This is a genomic window from Marinobacter sp. SS5-14b, from assembly GCF_030541005.1.
Classification (GTDB): Bacteria; Pseudomonadota; Gammaproteobacteria; order Pseudomonadales; family Oleiphilaceae; genus Marinobacter.
The window spans coordinates 12,088-32,740 of record NZ_JASSVM010000010.1; the positions used below are offsets into that span (position 1 = coordinate 12,088).

15 protein-coding genes and 3 tRNA genes are annotated in these 20,653 nt (G+C 57.0%); 6 read left to right on the forward strand and 12 right to left on the reverse strand.

Going from position 1 to position 20,653, the window contains the following annotated elements:
- A complete protein-coding gene (locus QPL95_RS16555) occupies positions 1-1,419 on the forward strand; it encodes a DNA polymerase Y family protein (protein WP_303292038.1) in 1,419 nt (472 codons plus the stop codon).
- The gene (locus QPL95_RS16560) at positions 1,419-4,535 is read left to right on the forward strand and encodes an error-prone DNA polymerase (protein WP_303292039.1); all 3,117 of its coding nucleotides are present in this window, start codon (positions 1,419-1,421) and stop codon (positions 4,533-4,535) included. The genes QPL95_RS16555 and QPL95_RS16560 overlap by 1 nt, the downstream gene beginning before the upstream one ends.
- 361 nt (positions 4,536-4,896) lie before the next feature.
- On the opposite strand, the gene QPL95_RS16565 is transcribed toward QPL95_RS16560, so the two are convergent.
- From QPL95_RS16565 to dbpA, 4 genes are all read right to left on the reverse strand, one after another.
- Entirely contained in the window at positions 4,897-6,219 is a 1,323-nt protein-coding gene (locus QPL95_RS16565) for a sodium ion-translocating decarboxylase subunit beta (RefSeq protein WP_303292040.1), read from the reverse strand.
- 25 nt (positions 6,220-6,244) lie between these two features.
- Entirely contained in the window at positions 6,245-8,026 is a 1,782-nt protein-coding gene (gene oadA, locus QPL95_RS16570) for a sodium-extruding oxaloacetate decarboxylase subunit alpha (RefSeq protein ID WP_303292041.1), read from the reverse strand.
- A 41-nt stretch (positions 8,027-8,067) separates the two neighbouring features.
- Positions 8,068-8,319: an OadG family protein gene (locus QPL95_RS16575; protein WP_303292042.1), complete on the reverse strand. Its 252-nt coding sequence runs from the start codon at positions 8,317-8,319 to the stop codon at positions 8,068-8,070.
- A gap of 222 nt (positions 8,320-8,541) precedes the next feature.
- On the reverse strand, positions 8,542-9,915 hold the full coding sequence (gene dbpA, locus QPL95_RS16580; RefSeq protein ID WP_303292043.1) for an ATP-dependent RNA helicase DbpA: 1,374 nt from the start codon (positions 9,913-9,915) through the stop codon (positions 8,542-8,544).
- Positions 9,916-10,019: 104 nt separating this feature from the next.
- On the opposite strand from dbpA, the gene QPL95_RS16585 reads away from it, so the two are divergent.
- Positions 10,020-10,556 carry a DUF2058 domain-containing protein gene (locus tag QPL95_RS16585; protein WP_303292044.1) on the forward strand — a complete coding sequence of 179 codons (537 nt, stop codon included), beginning with the start codon at positions 10,020-10,022 and terminating at the stop codon, positions 10,554-10,556.
- Between the two features lie 45 nt (positions 10,557-10,601).
- On the opposite strand, the gene QPL95_RS16590 is transcribed toward QPL95_RS16585, so the two are convergent.
- From QPL95_RS16590 to alaS, 6 genes are all read right to left on the reverse strand, one after another.
- Positions 10,602-10,678, reverse strand: a tRNA-Arg gene (locus tag QPL95_RS16590).
- A 20-nt stretch (positions 10,679-10,698) separates the two neighbouring features.
- Positions 10,699-10,775, reverse strand: a tRNA-Arg gene (locus QPL95_RS16595).
- Positions 10,776-10,835: 60 nt separating this feature from the next.
- Positions 10,836-10,925, reverse strand: a tRNA-Ser gene (locus QPL95_RS16600).
- Positions 10,926-11,050: 125 nt separating this feature from the next.
- On the reverse strand, positions 11,051-11,248 hold the full coding sequence (csrA, locus tag QPL95_RS16605; RefSeq protein WP_044385012.1) for a carbon storage regulator CsrA: 198 nt from the start codon (positions 11,246-11,248) through the stop codon (positions 11,051-11,053).
- A 172-nt stretch (positions 11,249-11,420) separates the two neighbouring features.
- Positions 11,421-12,659, reverse strand: a complete 1,239-nt coding sequence (locus QPL95_RS16610) for an aspartate kinase (protein WP_303292045.1) — start codon at positions 12,657-12,659, stop codon at positions 11,421-11,423.
- 107 nt (positions 12,660-12,766) lie between these two features.
- Complete coding sequence (alaS, locus tag QPL95_RS16615; RefSeq protein ID WP_303292046.1) at positions 12,767-15,397, reverse strand: alanine--tRNA ligase; 2,631 nt, start codon at positions 15,395-15,397, stop codon at positions 12,767-12,769.
- 159 nt (positions 15,398-15,556) lie between these two features.
- On the opposite strand from alaS, the gene QPL95_RS16620 reads away from it, so the two are divergent.
- On the forward strand, positions 15,557-16,093 hold the full coding sequence (locus QPL95_RS16620) for an RDD family protein (RefSeq protein WP_303292047.1): 537 nt from the start codon (positions 15,557-15,559) through the stop codon (positions 16,091-16,093).
- 18 nt (positions 16,094-16,111) lie between these two features.
- Here QPL95_RS16620 and lptG read toward each other — a convergent pair whose 3' ends face one another.
- Together lptG and lptF are read right to left on the reverse strand one after the other, a co-directional pair.
- Entirely contained in the window at positions 16,112-17,173 is a 1,062-nt protein-coding gene (gene lptG / locus QPL95_RS16625) for an LPS export ABC transporter permease LptG (protein ID WP_303292048.1), read from the reverse strand.
- The gene (lptF, locus tag QPL95_RS16630; RefSeq protein ID WP_303292049.1) at positions 17,166-18,269 is read right to left on the reverse strand and encodes an LPS export ABC transporter permease LptF; all 1,104 of its coding nucleotides are present in this window, start codon (positions 18,267-18,269) and stop codon (positions 17,166-17,168) included. Before lptF ends, lptG begins: the two co-directional genes overlap by 8 nt.
- A 222-nt stretch (positions 18,270-18,491) precedes the next feature.
- On the opposite strand from lptF, the gene QPL95_RS16635 reads away from it, so the two are divergent.
- Both QPL95_RS16635 and QPL95_RS16640 read left to right on the forward strand, forming a co-directional pair.
- Complete coding sequence (locus tag QPL95_RS16635) at positions 18,492-19,982, forward strand: leucyl aminopeptidase (RefSeq protein WP_303292050.1); 1,491 nt, start codon at positions 18,492-18,494, stop codon at positions 19,980-19,982.
- Entirely contained in the window at positions 19,972-20,484 is a 513-nt protein-coding gene (locus QPL95_RS16640) for a DNA polymerase III subunit chi (protein ID WP_303292051.1), read from the forward strand. The genes QPL95_RS16635 and QPL95_RS16640 overlap by 11 nt, the downstream gene beginning before the upstream one ends.
- Positions 20,485-20,653: the final 169 nt, after the last annotated feature.

The following is a 20,653-nucleotide window of genomic DNA, read 5'->3' on the forward strand; positions in this document are numbered from 1 at the left end:
ATGCTCTGGCTCTACCTGCACTTTCCGCACTTATTGCTGGACCACATTCGCCGGCATCAACCGCCCACTGGCGCTCTCGTCATTGTGGATGGTGCCGGGCATTTTGTGGTTCAGGCCTGCCCCACCGCTCGGGATCTCGGCATTGAAACCGGTATGCGTCTGAAAACGGCTTTGGGCCTGGCCCCGGATCTGAACATCATGCGTGCCGACCCCAAACAGGAGGCCTGGCTGTTAGAGGATCAAGCCCGCTGGCTTTATCACTATGCAGCGCATATTACGCTGGCACCGCCGGACGGTATCTGGGCAGAGGTCAGCAGTTTGCAGAAGCTGTATGGGGGGCTGCCGGCGATTTGGCAAACGGTGGAGCAAGCGTTAACCGAGCGCCAGCTTACCGCCTGGGTGGCCATCGCTCACACACCGTCAGCCGCCCGGTTGTTGGCCCATACCGGCAAAGGGGAATGCACGGCAGACAAGGGCCATATCCTGACAGCGCTTGGCAACCTGCCATTATTGGCTACGGGCTTTGACAAGAAATCCAGCACCCGCTTGCAACGCCTGGGTTTAAACACGTTGGGTGAAGTCTTCGCCCTGCCCGCAGCAGAGCTGGCTCGGCGGTTATCACCCGAGCTACTGGCTGTTGTTCAGAAAATCCAGGGCACAAGGGCTGACCCAAAAGCCCCCTGGCAGCCGCCCCACACCTTCCGGCAGCGGGCGGATTTTATTCAGGAAGTGGAGCATTCCCAGGGGCTGCTGTTCTCACTGCAGCGGATACTGGCAGAGCTGGAAGAAGATCTGTGCTGGCGCCAACAGGATACCGATACCCTTCTTCTGATGCTGCAACACCGGCATGAAGAGCCTACCCGCCTGCGCATCCGCACCACCGGGCCGGAACACCGGGCCCAGGTTTTCCTGAAACTGATCCAACTCAAGCTGGACCAGCAACCGCTACGGGCTCCGGTCACCAGCCTTGTTCTGGCGGTTAAGCGTTTTACCGGACGGGAGGCGCCCGGCGGCCAGGATCTGCTGGGTGAAACCCAGGATCTGAACGAAGCCTGGCACACGCTGATCAGCCGGCTGCAAGCCCGGCTGGGTGAGCAGGCACTGAAGCAGCTAGCGCCAAGGGAGGATCACCGCCCGGAATGTGCCTGGTCGGCCAGTGACGTGCGCAAACCCGGCAAGCCTTATAGAATTGCTTCAGGCCAGCTCCCCCACCGCCCCTTATGGCTTTTGAAAGGCCCGAGGCCTTTGCTGCAAACACCGGTGGTTTGGCATTCCGGCCCGGAGCGCATCAGTGGGGGTTGGTGGGATGGCCAACGTGTTCATCGGGATTACTACATTGCCCAGTTACCGGGCGGTGAACTGGCCTGGGTATTCAGGGACGTTCAGGATGGCTGGTTCATACACGGGTGGTTTGGCTGATGACCACAGGTTATGCGGAGTTGTTCTGTTTCAGTAACTTCACGTTTTTAACCGGGGCGTCGCACCCCCATGAGCTGGCCGAACGGGCGTTGGAGCTTGGTTATCACGCGATTGCAATTACCGATGCCTGTTCGGTGGCGGGCATTCCCAGAGCGTGGGCCGCCCTGAAAGACAGCCCGGTCAAATTGATTACCGGCAGCTGGTTTGAGCTGGACGATGCGCCAACCGGAATCGCTGCCCCCCGCTTCATCCTGCTGGCCCAAACCCGAAAAGGCTACGGCCAGCTGTGTCAGCTGATCACCACCGGCCGCCGCCGGGCCGAGAAAGGCCAATACCGGCTGTTTGCAAAAGATATTGAAACCCACGAGCTGGATAACTGCCTGTGCCTCTGGTTACCCCCAACACTGGCACAAGCCAGCACCGACCAAGCCCGTGTGTGTGGCGAATGGTTGCAGCGGTTGTTTGAACATCGCCTGCGTATTGCCGCTAGCCGAACCCTTGAAGCCGGTGAAGAGCGCCAACTGGCCCGGGTACACTCGCTGGCTGACCACCTACGCTGCCCGGTTGTGGCCACCGGAGAGGTACACATGCACAACCGGGAACGTCAGCCACTTCAGGATGTACTGGCCGCGTTGCGCCATCACAACACCCTGGAAAGTGCCGGCCACTGTCTGTTCCAGAATGGTGAGCGTTACCTGCGCCCGCTTCCGGTATTGCAACGTCTTTTTCCGGAAGCCTGGTTGCAAGAAACCGTCAAGGTTGCCAACAGTTGCCGTTTTGAGCCTGGCAGCCTTCGCTATGAATACCCACCCGATCTGGTGCCGGCCAATGAAACGCCCGCCGCCTACCTCAAACGCCTGACTCGGGAAGGTGAGCAGCGCCGTTACCCCGAAGGCACTCCGATGAAGGTTCAAGCCCTGATCCGCAAAGAACTGGGGCTGATCTCGGAGCTGAATTACGAACACTACTTTTTGACCATCCACGATATCGTCGCCTTTGCCCGCAGCCAGGGCATTTTGTGCCAGGGGCGTGGTTCGGCGGCCAATTCAGCCGTCTGCTACTGCCTTGGCATCACCGAGGTGAACCCGGCCAGGGTTGAGCTGTTATTTGAACGATTCATATCCAAAGACCGGGACGAACCCCCGGATATCGATGTGGATTTCGAGCACCAGCGCCGTGAAGAAGTGATTCAGTACATTTACCAACGCTACGGCAGGGAACGTGCAGCTCTGGCCGCCACGGTTATAAGGTATCGCCCCCGCAGCGCTATAAGGGATGTTGGTAAGGCACTGGGCTTTGATGCCGCGCTGGTGGAGAAACTGCTGGACGGCATCGACTGGCGAGACAAGGCCACCAACTGGCGCCAGCAGATTCTGGACAAGGGGTTGACCCGCAACCCCAAAGTGGCAGATCAGTTTTTTACCCTGGTGAACACCCTGCTCGGCTTCCCGCGCCACCTGTCCCAGCACGTCGGCGGTTTTGTCATTAGCGCTGGCCCCCTGGCAGAACTGGTGCCGGTAGAAAACGCCGCTATGGCCGATCGCACGGTGATTCAGTGGGACAAAGACGATCTGGAAAGTCTCGGCCTGATGAAAGTGGACGTGCTCGCCTTGGGCATGCTGACCGCCATTCGTAAGGCACTGGAGTTGATCAGTGAAGAAAGTGGCAACACCTTCACCATGCAGGATGTGCCCCAGGAAGATCCGGCCACCTACGCCATGCTGCAAAAAGGCGACAGCATCGGCGTGTTCCAGGTGGAATCCCGGGCACAGATCAACATGCTCCCGCGCCTGAAACCGGAAACGTATTACGACCTGGTGATCGAAGTCGCCATCGTCCGCCCCGGCCCCATTCAAGGCGATATGGTGCATCCTTACCTGCGCCGAAAACACGGACTGGAACCGGTAGAATTCCCCAACGATGAGGTGCGTCAGGTGCTGGAACGCACCCTGGGCGTGCCCATCTTTCAGGAACAGGTCATCAAACTGGCCATGGTGGCCGCCGGCTTCAGTGCTGGCGAAGCCGACAAACTGCGCCGCGCCATGGCCGCATGGAAATCCCATGGCGACCTCACCCCATTCCGGGACAAGCTGATCAATGGCATGCTCGAGCGAGGCCATGACCCAGACTTTGCCGAGCGCCTATACTTACAAATCTGTGGCTTTGGCGGTTACGGCTTTCCGGAATCCCACGCCGCCAGCTTCGCCTTACTGGTGTACGTTTCCGCCTGGATCAAACGCCACCACCCGGCCGCCTTCTACTGCGCCCTGCTCAACAGCCAGCCCATGGGGTTCTACTCCCCCAGCCAGCTGGTGCAAGACGCGAAACGCCATAACGTGGCCGTACTCCCGCCAGACGTCAACCACAGCCACTGGGAGCACACCTTGCAAGGCACGGAAAGACAGCTTCGCCTTGGATTGAGAATCATCCAGGGTCTCTCAAAAAGTGGCGGCACCAATATCCACCTGCACCGTCCAGAAAGCGGCTATCAGTCCGCCGCAGACTTACGCGCCCGCGCCAGCCTGAGTCAGCGGGACATGGAGCTGCTTGCCGGGGCAAACGCCATGCCCGGCTTCACCAGCAACCGCCATCAGGCCTACTGGCAACTGCTGGAACACGAAGAACCCGCCGAACTCTTCGCCAACGAAGCCATGGCCGATTACCAACCCCAGCCCTGCAACCTGCTCCCCGAACCCACCGAGGGCCAGAACGTCCTCGCCGACTACAGCAGCCAGGGCCTCACCCTGCAAAGACACCCCCTCGCCCTGCTCCGCGAACAAGGCCACCTGCGCTACTGCCTCACCGCCGACCAACTCAAAGCCACCCGCCCCGGCATCCCCGTACAAGTAGCCGGACTGGTCACCGGCCGCCAACGCCCCGGCACCGCCTCTGGCGTCACCTTTGTCACCCTCGAAGACGAAACCGGCAACGTCAACGTCGTCGTCTGGCTAGACACCGCCCGCCGCCAACGCAAACCGTTACTCACCGCCCGGTTGTTACATGTGAAAGGCGTTATCGAAAAAGAGGGAGACATCATTCATGTGATGGCCGGAAAACTGTCTGACCTGAGCCACCTGATCAACTCGTTACCTGTCTCTTCCCGGGATTTTCACTGAAACGCACCAAACGCCAACAACAACACGTACTCATAAGCTTTAGCAACGGTCAGCTCGAAAGTTAGAAGCGCCAGTGTGGGACTGCTTTCCAAAAATCTCGGAGGCCATGGATGGCCGGAGCGAAGCGCCACAGGGGCTCAGCCGAGCGCTTTTGAAGCAATGCTTCATGCGACAGCTGAGCGACCACAATCTGTGATTGTGGGCCGGACCCCGAAGGGGTGCCGCAAGGAGCGTTTTTTGGAAAGCAGTCCCACACTGGTGCCCCCCTAAATCGCAGGCTACTGGACACAAACTCCCGAAGTCAGAAAAAAGAAAACCCCGCCGAAGCAGGGTTCTCTATAAGTACAGACGCGAAAAACAATCAGCTCAGAAGCTTGATCATCACACCCGCTGCAACCGCAGAGCCGATAACACCAGCCACGTTCGGGCCCATCGCGTGCATCAGCAGGAAGTTCTGCGGGTTCGCCTCAAGCCCAACCTTGTTGGACACCCGCGCTGCCATTGGCACCGCAGACACCCCGGCAGAACCAATCAACGGGTTGATAGGCTCCTTGGTGAACTTGTTCATCAACTTCGCCATCAGAACACCTGAGGCCGTACCAACACCGAAAGCCACAATACCCAGGCCGAGGATGCCCAGAGTCTGGCCATCCAGGAACTTGTCTGCCATCAGCTTGGAGCCAACCGACAAACCCAGGAAAATGGTCACAATGTTGATCAGAGCATTCTGGGCAGTATCGCTCAAACGCTCTACCACGCCACACTCGCGCATCAGGTTACCGAAGCAGAACATACCCAGCAGCGGCGCCGCATCCGGCAGGAACAACACCACGGCAATCAGAACAACCAGAGGAAAAACGATCTTCTCTTTCTTGCTCACCGGCCGCAATTGCGACATCTTGATGGCGCGTTCTTTCTGATTCGTCAGCGCCTTCATGATCGGTGGCTGGATCATCGGTACCAGCGCCATGTAAGCGTAGGCCGAGACCGCAATTGCACCCAGAAGGTGAGGCGCCAGTACACTGGACACGTAGATCGACGTAGGGCCGTCAGCTCCACCGATAATACCAATGGCCGCCGCTTCAAGTATGGTGAAGTCCAGAACGCCCAGCCAGTCCAGCAGAGCTGCGCCAAGAACAGTACCAAAGATACCGAACTGAGCCGCAGCACCGAGCAGCAGCGTCTTCGGATTTGCCAGCAACGGACCAAAATCGGTCATCGCACCAACGCCCATGAAGATCAGCAGCGGCCCTATGGTGCTGCCAATCACCACGGAGTAGAAGTTATACAGCATGCCATTGCCATAACCGAAGTCCTGGGCTAACGAATTGGCCATGGCCATTTCAGAATAGCTGGCTTCTTTGATCGCCTCCTTGAACAGGTCTTTCAACTCAGGCGTAACCGCCTGACCAGCCTGATAGGCCACATCCAGAGGCATTGCCAAGGCTGCAAGGATTTCGGTAGAGCCATTCTTCAGTGCGAAGTGGATGGCATTTTCCGCCGCAGTCAGAGCAAGCCCTGCCTCCGGAATATTCGCCAGAATGCCACCGAACCCGATAGGGACCAGTAGCAGTGGCTCAAACCCTTTGCGAATCGCAAGGAACAGGAGAAGAAGGCCGATGGCGATCATCACCACCTGCCCAATTTCTATGTTGAACAGGCCACTGCCCGTCCACAACGTCATTAATTTATCCATGGAATGCTGGCCCTTATGCGATTGTCAGCATTTCATCATCAGGTTGAACGGCATCACCGACCTTGATGAAGATTTCACCGATAGTTCCTGCCTTGGGCGCGCGGATCTCGGTTTCCATTTTCATGGCCTCGAGGATGATCAACACATCACCCTCTTCTACTGCGTCACCTGGAGAAACCTGAATCTTGAAGATATTGCCACCCAACGGAGCAACCACCGGCTCACCTTCACCCACTGGCGCAGGTGAAGAAGCTGCAGGTGCAGAAGCGGATGTACCGTCACCCTGAATCTGGGTGATTTCACCGCCCTCGGAAACCGCAACCACAAACTTCTTGCCGTTCACGTCCACAGTGTAAGTCTCTGGACCTTCAGACTTCTTGGCCGGAGCGACATCACCTGCACTTGGTACCGGCTCAAACGCGTCCGGGTTACCACGGTTTTCCAGGAACTTCAGGCCGATCTGTGGGAACAGAGCATAAGTCAGCACGTCGTCCACTTCCTGACCAGCCAGCTTGAAGCCCTTTTCATCCGCCAGCTTTTTCAGCTCGTCGGTCAGCTTGTCCATTTCCGGCTCAATCAGATCCGCCGGTCGGCAGGTAACCACTTCCTTGCCATCCAGAACACGTTCCTGCAATTCCTTGTTCATTGGAGCCGGTGCAGCACCGTACTCGCCTTTGAGGATTGCGGAGGTTTCTTTGGAGATGGACTTGTAGCGCTCGCCGGTCAGAACGTTCAACACCGCCTGGGTACCCACAATCTGGGAAGTCGGCGTTACCAGCGGAATGAAGCCCAGGTCTTCGCGAACTTTGGGAATTTCGTCCAGAACCTGGTCGAATTTATCACTCGCGTTCTGCTCACGGAGCTGGTTTTCCATGTTGGTCAGCATGCCACCCGGCACCTGGGCAATCAGGATTCGGGAATCCGTGCCTCTGAGGCTGCCTTCAAATTTGGCGTACTTTTTACGAACTTCACGGAAGTAGCTGGCAATTTCTTCCAGCAAGTTGAGGTCCAGACCGGTATCACGGTCAGTGCCTTCCAGAATCGCAACCACCGCTTCTGTGGGCGAGTGACCGTACGTCATGCTCATCGAGGAAATCGCGGTATCCACGTTATCGATACCGGCTTCCGCCGCTTTGATCGCGGTGGCGGTCGACATACCCGTGGTGGCGTGGCACTGCATGTGGATGGGGATATCCAGTTCTTTCTTCAGACGACTGACCAGATCAAAAGCCACGTAAGGCTTGAGGATACCCGCCATATCTTTAATGGCAATGGAGTCCGCGCCCATGTCGGCCACTTCCTTCGCCAGTTCTACCCACATATCAATGGTGTGGACAGGGCTGGTGGTGTAAGCAATGGTGCCCTGGGCATGCTTGCCTGTTTTACGAACGGCCTTGATGGCGCGATCCATGTTACGGGGGTCGTTCATCGCGTCAAAAATACGGAACACATCAACGCCATTCTCGGCGGCACGCTCACAGAAACGATCGACCACATCATCCGCGTAATGGCGGTAACCCAACAGGTTCTGACCACGCAGCAGCATCTGCTGCGGAGTGTTGGGCATGGCGTTTTTCAGCTCGCGGATGCGCTCCCAGGGATCTTCGCCCAGATAACGGATACAGGAATCAAAGGTAGCTCCACCCCAGGATTCGAGAGACCAGAAACCCACTTTGTCGAGTTTCTCGGCGATTGGCAGCATGTCATCCAGCCGCATGCGGGTGGCGAGCAGGGATTGGTGCGCGTCGCGCAGAATTACATCGGTAATCCCCAGCGGTTTTTTCGTGTCAGTCATCGTGTCAGCCTTCTCTTAAAAGGTTCTAATCTGTACCAGGGTCACTTCTTGTGGCGTGACCGGTATTGTGCAATTGCCTTCTTGATGGCCTCGGCGGTGTCAGGGTCAACCGACTCGGGCGCCTTCGGCTTGGCACGTGGCGTTTTGGCCGGGGTTGCCGGCTCTGGAAGCGCAAACCGTCCTATGATTTTGGACATGAGGAGTGTCGCGAATACCAGAACAACCAGGAACGCGAACACAAAGCCCATGCCGGCAATCATCAGGTCAATGGCTTGTGACATCAGCTCATTCATATCGAACAGCTACCTGTATTGGTTTGTGTGATTTCCCCGTCGGCCATTCCGGCCTTTCAGACAAAAGTCTAATAGCGCGAAAATGCAAAACGGGAGGCAAAATCCTGCGTAATTTACCGTTTTCATTGACCAGGAGCAACCGAAAGCACACATTTCTATAGGGATTTTCCGAGCGCCCAGGCCTGAAAAGACAGCTTACCGGTCAACTGAAGCAGAACCGGCTCACAAGTATCGGACCCGGATTTTCCGCCCTTTGACCTTACCCTGCTCAAGCCGGGCCAGAGCCTTGTCTGCCCAGTCCACGTCGACCGCCACAAAACACTGAAAATCGAACAGGTCGATCTTACCCACCGCAGAACCAGGAATACCGGCGTCACCGGTCAAGGCCCCGAGCACATCCCCGGGGCGCACTTTTTCTTTACGGCCGCCCGCCAGACACAGAGTTTTCATCGGCGGAGTGACTGGCCGCAAGGGCTCAGCCAGCAACTTGCTGGTATCACCCCACACTGCCGCACGACCACGAGCAGACTCCAGGCGCGAAATTTTGTGGCCCTGCTTCGGGGTACACAGCGTTACCGCATGGCCCTGCTCCCCGGCCCGACCGGTTCTCCCGATCCTGTGGGTGTAAACTTCCGGATCTCGTGCTGGCTCCGCATTGATGACCAACGGCAGGCCCTTGATATCCAACCCCCGGGCCGCGACATCGGTCGCCACCAAAACGGTACAACTCTGGTTAGCAAATTTCGCCAGAGTGCCGTCACGGTCTTTCTGCTCCAGATCGCCATGCAGCGCCGAGGCAGCAAACCCAAGGTGCTGGAGCTCAGCCGTCAGATCATCGCAATCCCGCTTGGTGGTACAAAACACCAGGCTCGCGGTCGGCTGAAACCTGGACAACAATCCCGCCACCGCGGTTACCTGCTGGTCAGGCGCGATTTCGTAGAAAAGCTCTTCAATAGTGGCCGTCGAATCCGCCGCCTCCACCCTCACATCGGCAGGATCTACCTGAAAACGCTCACTCAGCGTTCTGATAGGCGCCGGCCAGGTCGCCGAAAACAACAGCGTCTGTCGTGATGACGGTGTCTGGGACAGAATCGAGGTCATCACTTCCTCGAACCCCATGTCCAGCATTCGATCGGCTTCATCCAGCACCAGTGTTTTCAGTTGATCCAGAGCCAAGGTGCCTTTGCGCAGGTGATCCTCAACACGGCCAGGCGTGCCAACGATGATGTGAGCACCATGGCTGAGCGAACCTATCTGAGGCCCTATCGACACGCCCCCACAAAGCGTAAGTACTTTGACATTCTCTTTTGCCCGGGCAAGCTCCCGCAGAGCTTTGGCAACCTGATCCGCCAGCTCACGAGTGGGGCACAGCACCAGCGCTTGCACGGCAAACTGCTTTGGTCGCAGTTTTTCAATGAGCGGAATACCGAAGGCCGCCGTCTTGCCGCTGCCCGTCTGAGCCATGGCGATAACATCCCTGCCCGCCATGGCCGGTGGTAATGCTTCGATCTGTATCCCGGTAGGCTCAGTGAAACCCAACCGATCAAGGTTGGTCAGCATGGACGAAGACAGGCCAAGCTCTTTAAAAGAAGACATAGAAAAATCCGTGGGGTGAGTAATCGTGGGTTATTGAGAGTGCACTGACGGCGTATACTAAAACGAAATTTCATGAAGTTTATCACGAATACACGGAGTCACTGATGGCGTCTTTGCAGGAACAACTACTCAAAGCCGGGCTGGCCGATGAGAAAAAAGCCAAATCCATACGCAGCGAAAAGCGCAAGCAGCGCAAGCAGCAGCCCAAAGGTACCGTTCAGGTCAACGAAGCCGAAGAGCGAGCCCGCCAGGCGCGTCAGGAAAAAGCGGAGCGTGATCGCCAGCTGAACCTTGAGCGGAAGCAGGAAGCCGACAAGAAAGCCATTCAGGCCCAGATTCGGCAATTAATTGAAACGAACCGCCTGAACCGCAGCCGGGGCGAAACGTCTTACCAGTTTGTGGACGGCACAAAGATCAAGAAGATCCTGGTGGACGACAAGATGGTGGATCAACTTTCCCGGGGCAGGCTCGCCATAGTGGCACTGGGAGACAGCTACGAAGTGGTGCCAGACAAAGTGGCCCGCAAGATTATGGAGCGCGACGAAGCTGCGGTCATTTCGCTGCACGACCGGAAGCAGGATGACGCGGGCGAAGATGACCCCTATGCCGGGTATGAAATTCCAGATGACCTGATGTGGTGATACAGACACAAAAAACCCCGCAAGAGCGGGGTTTTTTGTGAAATATGGCGCGGCTGGGAGGATTCGAACCTCCGACCGCCTGGTTCGTAGCCAGGTACTCTATCCAGCTGAGCTACAGCCGCTAAAAACGGGTTTGCGATAATGGCGCGGCTGGGAGGATTCGAACCTCCGACCGCCTGGTTCGTAGCCAGGTACTCTATCCAGCTGAGCTACAGCCGCACATTCATTCGCAATGGTTGAACGCTACATCAACCGATTCTCAGTTTCCCCGAAAGGAAATGGCGGAGAGGGAGGGATTCGAACCCTCGGTACGATTGCTCGTACGGTTCCTTAGCAGGGAACTGGTTTCAGCCACTCACCCACCTCTCCTTGAGAACGGGGCGTATACTACCATAATTTTTCTGTTTTCATAGGGTTGACACGAGATTTTTCTGGTCGATTTCCCCATCCATTAAAAAAGCCGCCCAGGTTTCCCATGAGCGGCTTTTATCTGATCAACTATTGCCCGGTTCCGGCTCTTCAGAACCTTTTTCGGACTGAATCCGTTGATAGATTTCTTCACGGTGAACGGCCACATCTTTGGGTGCGTTAACACCGATACGAACCTGGTTCCCCTTCACTCCCAGAACGGTGACGGTAACCTCGTCTCCGATCATCAGAGTTTCGCCAACACGGCGAGTTAGAATCAACATATCCCTTACTCCCTATTGCAGAGCTACCTGTTCCGACTATGACTACTATTTACTTATTGCTTTTATAAAGAGATCACTGGCCACACTGAAGACGCAATAATACTTATGCTCATCCGCGCCTTGATAGCTATAGACAATAATCTCAGAAAGTGCACGTCAGAGCATCCGGCTCTTAGGCGCCTTCTTCCACCCCGGCCTTATCCAGCTCAAACGCGCTGTGAAGCGCACGAACGGCCAGCTCGAGATACTTCTCATCGATCACCACAGAAATTTTGATTTCGGACGTGGAGATCATCTGAATATTAATACCTTCTTTGGACAGCGCTTCAAACATTTTAGTTGCAACCCCGGCATGAGAGCGCATGCCGACACCCACAATGCTGACCTTTGCAATCTTATTGTCCCCACCCACTTCACCGGCACCGATTTCCGTGGAAACACCGCGCAACACGTCCTGGGCACGTTTCAGATCGTTGCGGTGCACCGTGAAGGTAAACGCGGTTTTATTGTCCTGCCCCACGTTCTGAACAATCATGTCCACTTCAATATTGGCATCACTGATCGGCTTCAGAATCCGCAGGGCGCTGCCTGGAGTGTCCGGAACACCGGAGATCGTCAGTTTGGCTTCATCACGATTAAATGCAATGCCGGAAACAACCGGTTGTTCCATGGCGGTCTCATCCTCAAAAGTGATCAGGGTACCTTCGCCTTCCTGGAAGCTGGAAAGAACCCTTAAAGGAACGTTGTATTTACCTGCAAACTCAACGGCACGAATCTGGAGAACTTTCGAACCCAGGCTGGCCATCTCAAGCATTTCTTCAAAAGTAATGCGATCAAGGCGCCGGGCACTGTCCACTACTCGCGGATCGGTCGTGTAAACACCGTCCACATCGGTGTAGATCTGGCATTCGTCTGCCTTCAGCGCTGCCGCCAAAGCGACGGCGGTGGTGTCTGAGCCGCCGCGACCGAGAGTGGTAATGTTGCCGTTATCGTCAACACCTTGAAAACCCGCAACCACAACCACGCGGCCAGCATTCAGGTCGTGCCGCATGTGTTGCTCGTCGATGTCCTGAATACGTGCTTTGGTGTGACTGCTGTCCGTCAAAATCCGCACCTGACCACCCGTGTACGAACGGGCGTCGCAACCACGCTTTTGCAGGGCCATAGACAGCAGCGCAATCGTCACCTGCTCACCGGTAGAAACCAGCACGTCCATTTCTCTGGGCGTCGGCTCTTCCATAATATCGTTGGCCAGGCCGATCAGGCGATTGGTTTCGCCACTCATGGCAGAAACCACCACCACAATATCGTGCCCTTCCTTGCGGAACTGACACACCTTGTCAGCCACCGCCTCAATCCGCGCGGTTGTGCCGACGGATGTACCACCAAACTTCTGAACCAACAGAGCCATGTTTTGCCAAACTCCGAACCGGGGACTCACAGCAGGGTTTTCTGACCCTACCCATCAAATAAAGCGGGCAGGATTATAAACCTCTGCCCACCCCCAAAAACAGTTGGTTAACTGATATTTTGCTCAACCCAGGCCGGGATGCCTTCCAGCGCTTCAGCCAGCTTAGACGGATCGTTACCACCACCCTGCGCCATGTCTGGACGACCACCGCCTTTGCCGTCCACCTGAGCACACAGGTGCTTCATCAGGTCGCCAGCCTTCAGCCTGCCGATTGCCGACTTGGTTACGCCTGCAACGAGCGTCACCTTACCGTCTTCAACGGTCGCCAGAACCACCACGCCTTCACCCAACTTGTTTTTCAGCTGATCTGCGGTCTCCATCAGAGCTTTGCGATCGGCGCCGTCCAATTTCGCAGCCACCACTTTCAGGCCAGCCACGTCGACTGCCGAAGCCGCAAGGTCACTGCCGGCCGAACTCGCAAGCTTGGCCTTCAGGGCGTCCATTTCTTTTTCCAGCTGACGATTCCGGTCCAGCGCTTGCTGCACCTTCTCAACCACCGTTTCACGAGTGGCTCTGACCAGCCTGGCGGTGTCACGCAAGGTGCGCTCAGTTTCATCCACCCACTCGAGCGCGCCAAATCCGGTAACCGCTTCAATACGACGAACACCGGATGAAATGCCACTCTCTGAAGTAATGCGCATCATGCCGATATCACCGGTACGGGCAACGTGCGTGCCACCACACAGCTCCACGGAGTAGCTGTCAGCGCCCATGCTCAGCACCCGCACCACATCACCGTATTTCTCGCCAAACAGCGCCATCGCGCCCTTTTCTTTGGCAGTTTCCATATCGGTAACATCAATCTGTACAGGCGTATTCTCAAAAATCTGTTCATTCACCTGCCGCTCAATGTCCTTGAGCTGCTCCGGGGTGACCGCTTCGAAATGCGAGAAATCAAAACGCAGTTTGTCAGGATCCACCAGCGAGCCTTTCTGGGTCACATGCTCACCCAGAACCTTGCGCAGCGCAGCGTGCAGAAGGTGCGTTGCAGAGTGGTTGCGTTTGGTGCGCTCACGACGGGCATGGTCGATACGGGCGTCCACTTCCAGACCGGAGAACAGCTCACCCTCGATCAACGTACCCACGTGCAGGTGGTTATCACCTTCTTTGCGGGTATCGGTCACCTTGAAGCGACCGCCACTCCAGGTCAGCAAACCGGTGTCGCCAACCTGACCGCCAGACTCCGCATAGAATGGCGTGCGCTCAAGCACCACCACACACTCATCGCCGGCCTCTGCAGCTCGCTCCTCGCCGTTCACCAGAACGGTGCGGATACGCTCGTGACCATCAATGTGATCGTAACCAGTGAACTCGGTTTTACCCTCAATCGTGATACCGGCAGCGTTGTAATCGATACCAAACTTGCTGGCCGCGCGGGCACGCTCCCGCTGAGCCTCCATCGCTTTTTCGTAGCCTTCATAATCCAGGGTCAGGCCCCGCTCACGGGCAATATCATTGGTCAGATCTACCGGAAAACCGTAAGTGTCGTACAAAGTGAAGACGGTTTCGCCCGGAATTTCGGTGCCTTTGAGTTCGGCAATGTCTTGCTCAAGCAGTCGAAGGCCCTTATCCAGGGTTTTCACGAACTGCTCTTCTTCCTGCAACAACACTTTTTCAATCTGCTTGCGGCTGCTAACCAGCTGCGGGAACGCATCGCCCATCAGGTCAACCAGGGCACCGGTCAGCTTATAGAAGAACGGCCCGTTAGCACCCAGCTTGTTTCCGTGGCGGGCAGCGCGACGAATAATGCGGCGCAACACAAAACCACGGCCTTCGTTGGACGGCATTACGCCGTCGGCAATCAGGAAAGCACAGGAGCGGATATGGTCTGCCACCACTCGCAGAGACGCCTCGGTGGTTGCGGCACCGCCCAGAATGTCAGACGCGGCTTTTAGCAGATCCTGGAACAGGTCAATCTCATAATTGCTGTGCACACCCTGCAATACCGCAGCAATGCGCTCCAGCCCCATACCCGTATCCACAGACGGCTTGGGCAGGTTCAGCATTTCGCCATCCGCAGTACGGTTATACTGCATGAACACCACGTTCCAGATTTCTATGTAGCGATCGCCGTCTTCTTCCGGGCTGCCCGGAGGTCCGCCGGCTACGTCCGGACCGTGATCGAAGAAGATTTCAGTGCAAGGGCCGCAGGGGCCGGTGTCGCCCATCTGCCAGAAGTTATCCGAGGCGTAGCGGCCGCCTTTGTTGTCACCAATGCGAATGATGCGATCAACCGGAACGCCGATTTCCTTGTTCCAGATATCGAAGGCTTCGTCGTCTTCGGCGTAAACGGTGACCCACAATTTTTCCTGCGGCAGATTCAGGTGCTGCTCGCTGGTCAGGAAAGTCCAGGCAAAATTGATCGCTTCGCGCTTGAAATAGTCGCCAAAGCTGAAGTTGCCCAGCATTTCGAAAAACGTGTGGTGCCGTGCAGTATAACCAACGTTCTCCAGGTCGTTATGCTTGCCGCCCGCACGAACGCACTTCTGGGTTGACGTCGCTCGAGTGTAGTCGCGCTCTTCCCGGCCAAGGAACGTGTCCTTGAACTGGTTCATGCCAGCGTTGGTAAACAGCAAGGTGGGGTCGTCCGCCGGAACCAGCGAACTGCTCGGAACAATGGTGTGACCCTGCTGCTTGAAATAATCGAGGAACGCCTGTCGCAACTCTGCGGTTTTCATAGCCCTTTGATACCTTTCGACCTTTAACACCTTGCCAGAAACCCACCGGAACAACCGGCAAGTCCGCGATTGAAATACGAATACTTACATGCGTGTGCAAATCGGCTACTCTAGCACACGCCGAGAACAGGAAAAACGTGAAACCTCACAGGAGACTCCATGCCCCGACGCTTCCACGACGCTGAGGAACTACTGCCGCCAGCCACGGCTCTCAAGCGCGCACTGGCGATTATCTATGACGGCCTGATCAGCATCGCTGTTTTATTGGTGGCCACCTGGGCTTACACCATGGTTGCCGGCTGGATCACCGGCTGGGACACCTATGAACAAATGGCCGAAGCGGGCAAGCTCTCCGGCGATCCGGGGCTCACCTTCGTGCTCTTCCTGGTGCTGTACATTTTTTTCGCCTACTTCTGGACCCGCGCCGGGCAGACCTTGGGTATGCAGGTGTGGCGAGTACGCATCGAGAACCTGGACGGCACGTCCGTCAGCTGGACTCAGTCACTGCTCCGCTACGGCACTGCCTCCGCGGTGGTGTTCCTGGCCATGCTTGGCGGACACTATCTCGGCGCCATCACCCTGTTGCTGACGGTGCCAGCCATTATCGCCCTCTTCTACCCGATTAATGGCCTTTCGATCACCGACCGGGTGTCTAACAGCGTGGTGGTGGCGCTGGCAAAACCCACCAAAAAATAGTGCGATGAACAGGCCGGCTCAGCCGGCCTTTCTCATCAACATCGCACCCACAATTGCGTTCACCACAATCGGTGCCAGCACGGCAAACAACGGGTTAAAGCCGTAGACCATGCTCATCGGCCCCAGCAGATCCTGCATGTACTTGAACAGAAGCCCCACCAGCAATCCGGTAAACACCCGAAAGCCCATGGTAACCGAACGCAACGGGCCGAAAACAAAAGATATCGCCACCAACACCATCACCGCTGTCCCGAGCGGCATCAGCGCCTTCTTCCAGAACGCCAGCCAGTAAGGAGCCGCCGTCAGTCCCTGCTCTCCCAGGTAACGGGCGTAAGTGTACAAGCCACTCATCGAGAGGTTTTCAGGCTTCACAATCAGTACGCTGAGCACCTCCGGCGACAGGCCGGTATTCCACCGGAGTGAAGCGTGCTCTTCTCGCACCGTGCGCTCACCCTCCATCTGCGTGGCAACCACATTTTCAAGAATCCAGTGGTCGCCGTTAAACTCCGCGCGCTCCGAAAAGCTGGACTGCGTGAGCTGCCGTTCCTCATCAAACTCAAACAGTGACACACCCACCAGTACGCCATTCGGCTGAACTGCATTCAGGTGCATAAAGGTGTTACCTTCCCGGTGCCAAACACCGTGAGCGGCCGCCACATTTTTACCCGCCCCCAGCGCCACAGCCTTGTTACTCTGGGCGATGCGTTCCGTTGAGGGAGCCACATACTCGCCAATGGCCACGCCCAGCAAAACCACCACTAACGCCGGCTTCATGGCGGACCACACAATACGCTTGAGCGACACGCCGGCGGCACGAATTACCGTCAATTCGGACGAACTGGCCATCGTCCCCAGGCCCACCAGGCAGCCCATAAACGCGCCTAACGGCAGGTAATCATAGATGCGCCTTGGCAACGTCAGCGCCACGTACCACAACGCCTGCAGGGTCTGATAATCGTTACGGGTATCTTCGAGCTCCGCGATAAAGGCAAAAATAACGTCCAGCGACAGCACCACCACCATCACAAGGAACATGGCGCCACCCACAGTGCTCATCACGTAGTTATCGATCTTACGCATGGGCTCGGGCCTCCTTATCCAGGCGCCGCCGATGGAGCCACGCTGGCCCAAGCAGAAGCCACAACCCGAGGGCCAGGAACAATGCATGCACCCAGAGCATCCCTATCCATTCTGGCACCTTGCCATCAGCCAGGGCGTCACGGGCAACAATCAGCAAACCCAGGTAAGTGATGTACACCAACATCGCCGGCAGTAGATGGAAAAACCGGCCCTGTCGCGGATTAACCCGGCTAAGGCGAACCGCCAGCAAGGTGATGATGGGGACAATCAAAGGCAGAGATACACGCCAGTGCAACAGCGCGCGATCTTCAGGGTTATCCGACTGCCAGAGCGCCAACGTCGAAACGCCCTCTTCCAGCTCTCGGGTTCCCGCTTCGCCACTCTGAATCTTCAGGCCGTATGCATCAAAGAGCGTCACACTGTAATCAAGCTGCCCCGGTGTCCCCTGAAACCGGCCGCCTTCTTCCAGAATCAGAAAACGACTTCCCGTCTCCTGGTCAATCAGTTGCGAACCGGACTTGGCGGTGATCAGCGTCACACCCTCGCCATTGCGGCCATATTCCGCGATAAACACACCCTGCAGCTCACGCTTGTCATCACTCAGCGCCTCGGTGTAGGTCACCCGGGTACCCGAGGTGAAGTCCTGAAACCGGCCAGGAGCAAGCATCTCAAACTCGGTCGCCTTGCGCTGTTCATTAAAGATCTGCTCAACCTGCTTCATACCCCAGGGCGATACATACAGGCTCATCGCACCCACCACGAACATCACGGGTAACGCGCCAATCAGGGTCTTGGCCAGCAACTGCCGCTCACTCACACCACAGGCGTAAAGCACCGTCATCTCGCTTTCCAGGTACATCCTTCCATAGGCCAACAGAATGCCGATAAACAGGCCGAGCGGCAGGATCAGCTCCAGAAAGCCCGGAAACCGGTACGCCATAATGGAAAACAGGACACCTGCCGCAATTTCGCCTTCGGCGGCACTGCCCAGATACTTGATAAAGCGCCCACTCATGAACACCAGCAAAAGAATGCCGGAGACAGCAAGCATGCTGACCATGATCTGGCGAATGAGGTAACGGAAAACGATAGTCAAATCAGTCTCTCTGGTGGCGCCCTGTCACAGGATGGTAGATACAGGAAACTGCGCGTATTCTATGTAACCTCGCAGACGAATGACAGTAAAGCGCTCATACAATGAAGTCATCGTAGCAATATAGGCAGTTTGCTTGATTATTCGAGGCTTCACCCCAATCCTTAACAACACGAAGTGAGCGCCGCAAACCGCGAACAGCAAAACCATACAACAGGAGTTGCCATGAATTTCAGCCTCAGCAGCAAGGCCATTACAGCCACCAAAACCGATTGCCTGGTCATCGGCCTGCCCGAAAAAGGCACCTGGCCTGACACCACAACACAGGCAGACGAAACCCTGGGTGGGCTGATCAAGCAACTCGAAAAAGCTGGCGACCTGACCGGCAAAAATGCTTCTGTTAACACCATCCCGCTGGTCGACCAGCCCTGGCAGCGCCTGGTTGTGGTTGGCACCGGCAAAGATGCAGACCGCACACCGGCCAACTTCCGCAAAGCCCTGATCGTCATGATGGGAGCCCTGAAAGACGGCCCTTCCAAAAACACCCTGATCTGCCTGGCCGACACTGCCCTGCAGGGAGAAGACGCTGTCAGCAACGAAGAAGCGCGCCTTAACCTGATTGGCCGCATTCTGGAAGACCAGCTGTACAGCTTCACCGGCTTCAAGAGCGAAAAGCCTGCGGCCCGCAAGCTCAAGAAAGTAACCGTACAGGCCTCGGGTGCCGGCAAAGCCCTGAAAGATGCCTTCAACCTGGGCCTGTCCACCGGCCGAGGCATGAATTACACCAAAGATCTGGGCAACACCCCGCCCAACATCTGCCACCCGGTCTGGCTGGCCGAGCAGGCCAAATCCATGGCCAAGGAATACGACTGCATCAAGACCGAAGTACTTGATGAAAAGCAGATGGAAAAACTGGGCATGAACACCATCCTGGCGGTGGGCAAAGGCTCCAAACAGCCCCCGCGCCTGATCGTGATGGAATACCGGGGCGGCAAAGCCAAAGACAAGCCTCACGTACTGGTCGGCAAAGGCATCACCTTCGACACCGGCGGCATCAGCCTCAAGCCCGGCGAAGGCATGGACGAGATGAAATACGACATGGGCGGTTCCGCCAGCGTATTCGGCGCCATGAAAGTACTGGCTGAGACCAAGCCCAAAATCAACGTAGTCGCGGTGATTGCTGCCGCCGAAAACATGCCGGATGGCGGCGCCTCCCGCCCGGGCGACATCGTAACCACCCTGAGCGGCATGACCGTTGAGATCCTCAACACCGACGCCGAAGGCCGTCTGGTACTGTGCGACGCCCTCACCTACGTGAAGAAATTTGACCCGGCCGCCGTAGTCGACCTGGCCACCCTCACCGGTGCTTGCATCATCGCCCTGGGCAACCACGCCACCGGCCTGCTGTCCAACAACGACGAACTGGCCAACGAACTGCTGGCCGCGGGTGAGCGCACCGGCGACCGCGCCTGGCGCCTGCCACTCTGGGACGAATACCAGAGCCAGCTCGACAGCAACTTCGCCGACATGGCCAACATCGGCGGCCGCCCGGCCGGCACCATCACGGCTGCCTGCTTCCTGAGCCGCTTCGCCAAAGACTACCGTTGGGCCCACCTGGACATCGCCGGCACCGCCTGGAACTCCGGCAAAGCCAAAGGCGCCACCGGCCGCCCGGTACCCCTGCTGGTCAACTACCTGATGTCCCATGCAGGATAACCAACAAACCCGATCCCCGGAGCCCGGCAGCCCAGCTGCCGGCCCCTCCGGCCGGGACGAAAAGAACCAACGCTACTGGTTCCACATCCTCGCCCAGAACACCCCCGCCGCCCGCAACCTCCACGCCGCCAAACTCGTGGACAAAGCCTGGCAGCAGGGCGACCGCGTGTGCATCCTCTGCGACACCGAAGACCACGCCAAAGAACTCGACGACCTGCTGTGGAACTTCACCCCCGAAGCCTACATCCCCCACAGCATCGCCAAAGACCCGACCACCCCCTGCACCGATCCTGTCGGCATCCTGCTCTACCCGCCGGCCGCCACGGACTGGGATACCGTTATCGTGCTGTCCTCAACACTGCCCGACGACGCCGACCAGTATGGCCGTCTGGCCCTAGTCGCCCACAACGACCCGGCCGTTCTCAACCAAGCAAGAGGGCACTATAAGCAACTGCGCACGATGGGTATTGAAGCGCGAGTACATGATATGCGGCGACGGTGATTGTTCTTTGCCACGGATAGCAAAAAGTCAGATCTGTGGGGTTGGGGACAGGCTTTCCAAAAATCTCGGAGGCCATGGATGGCCGGAGCGAAGCGCCACAAGGATGTGCCGCAAGGAGCGTTTTTTGGAAAGCCTGTCCCCAACCCCACAAGGCACCAAACTATCAGGC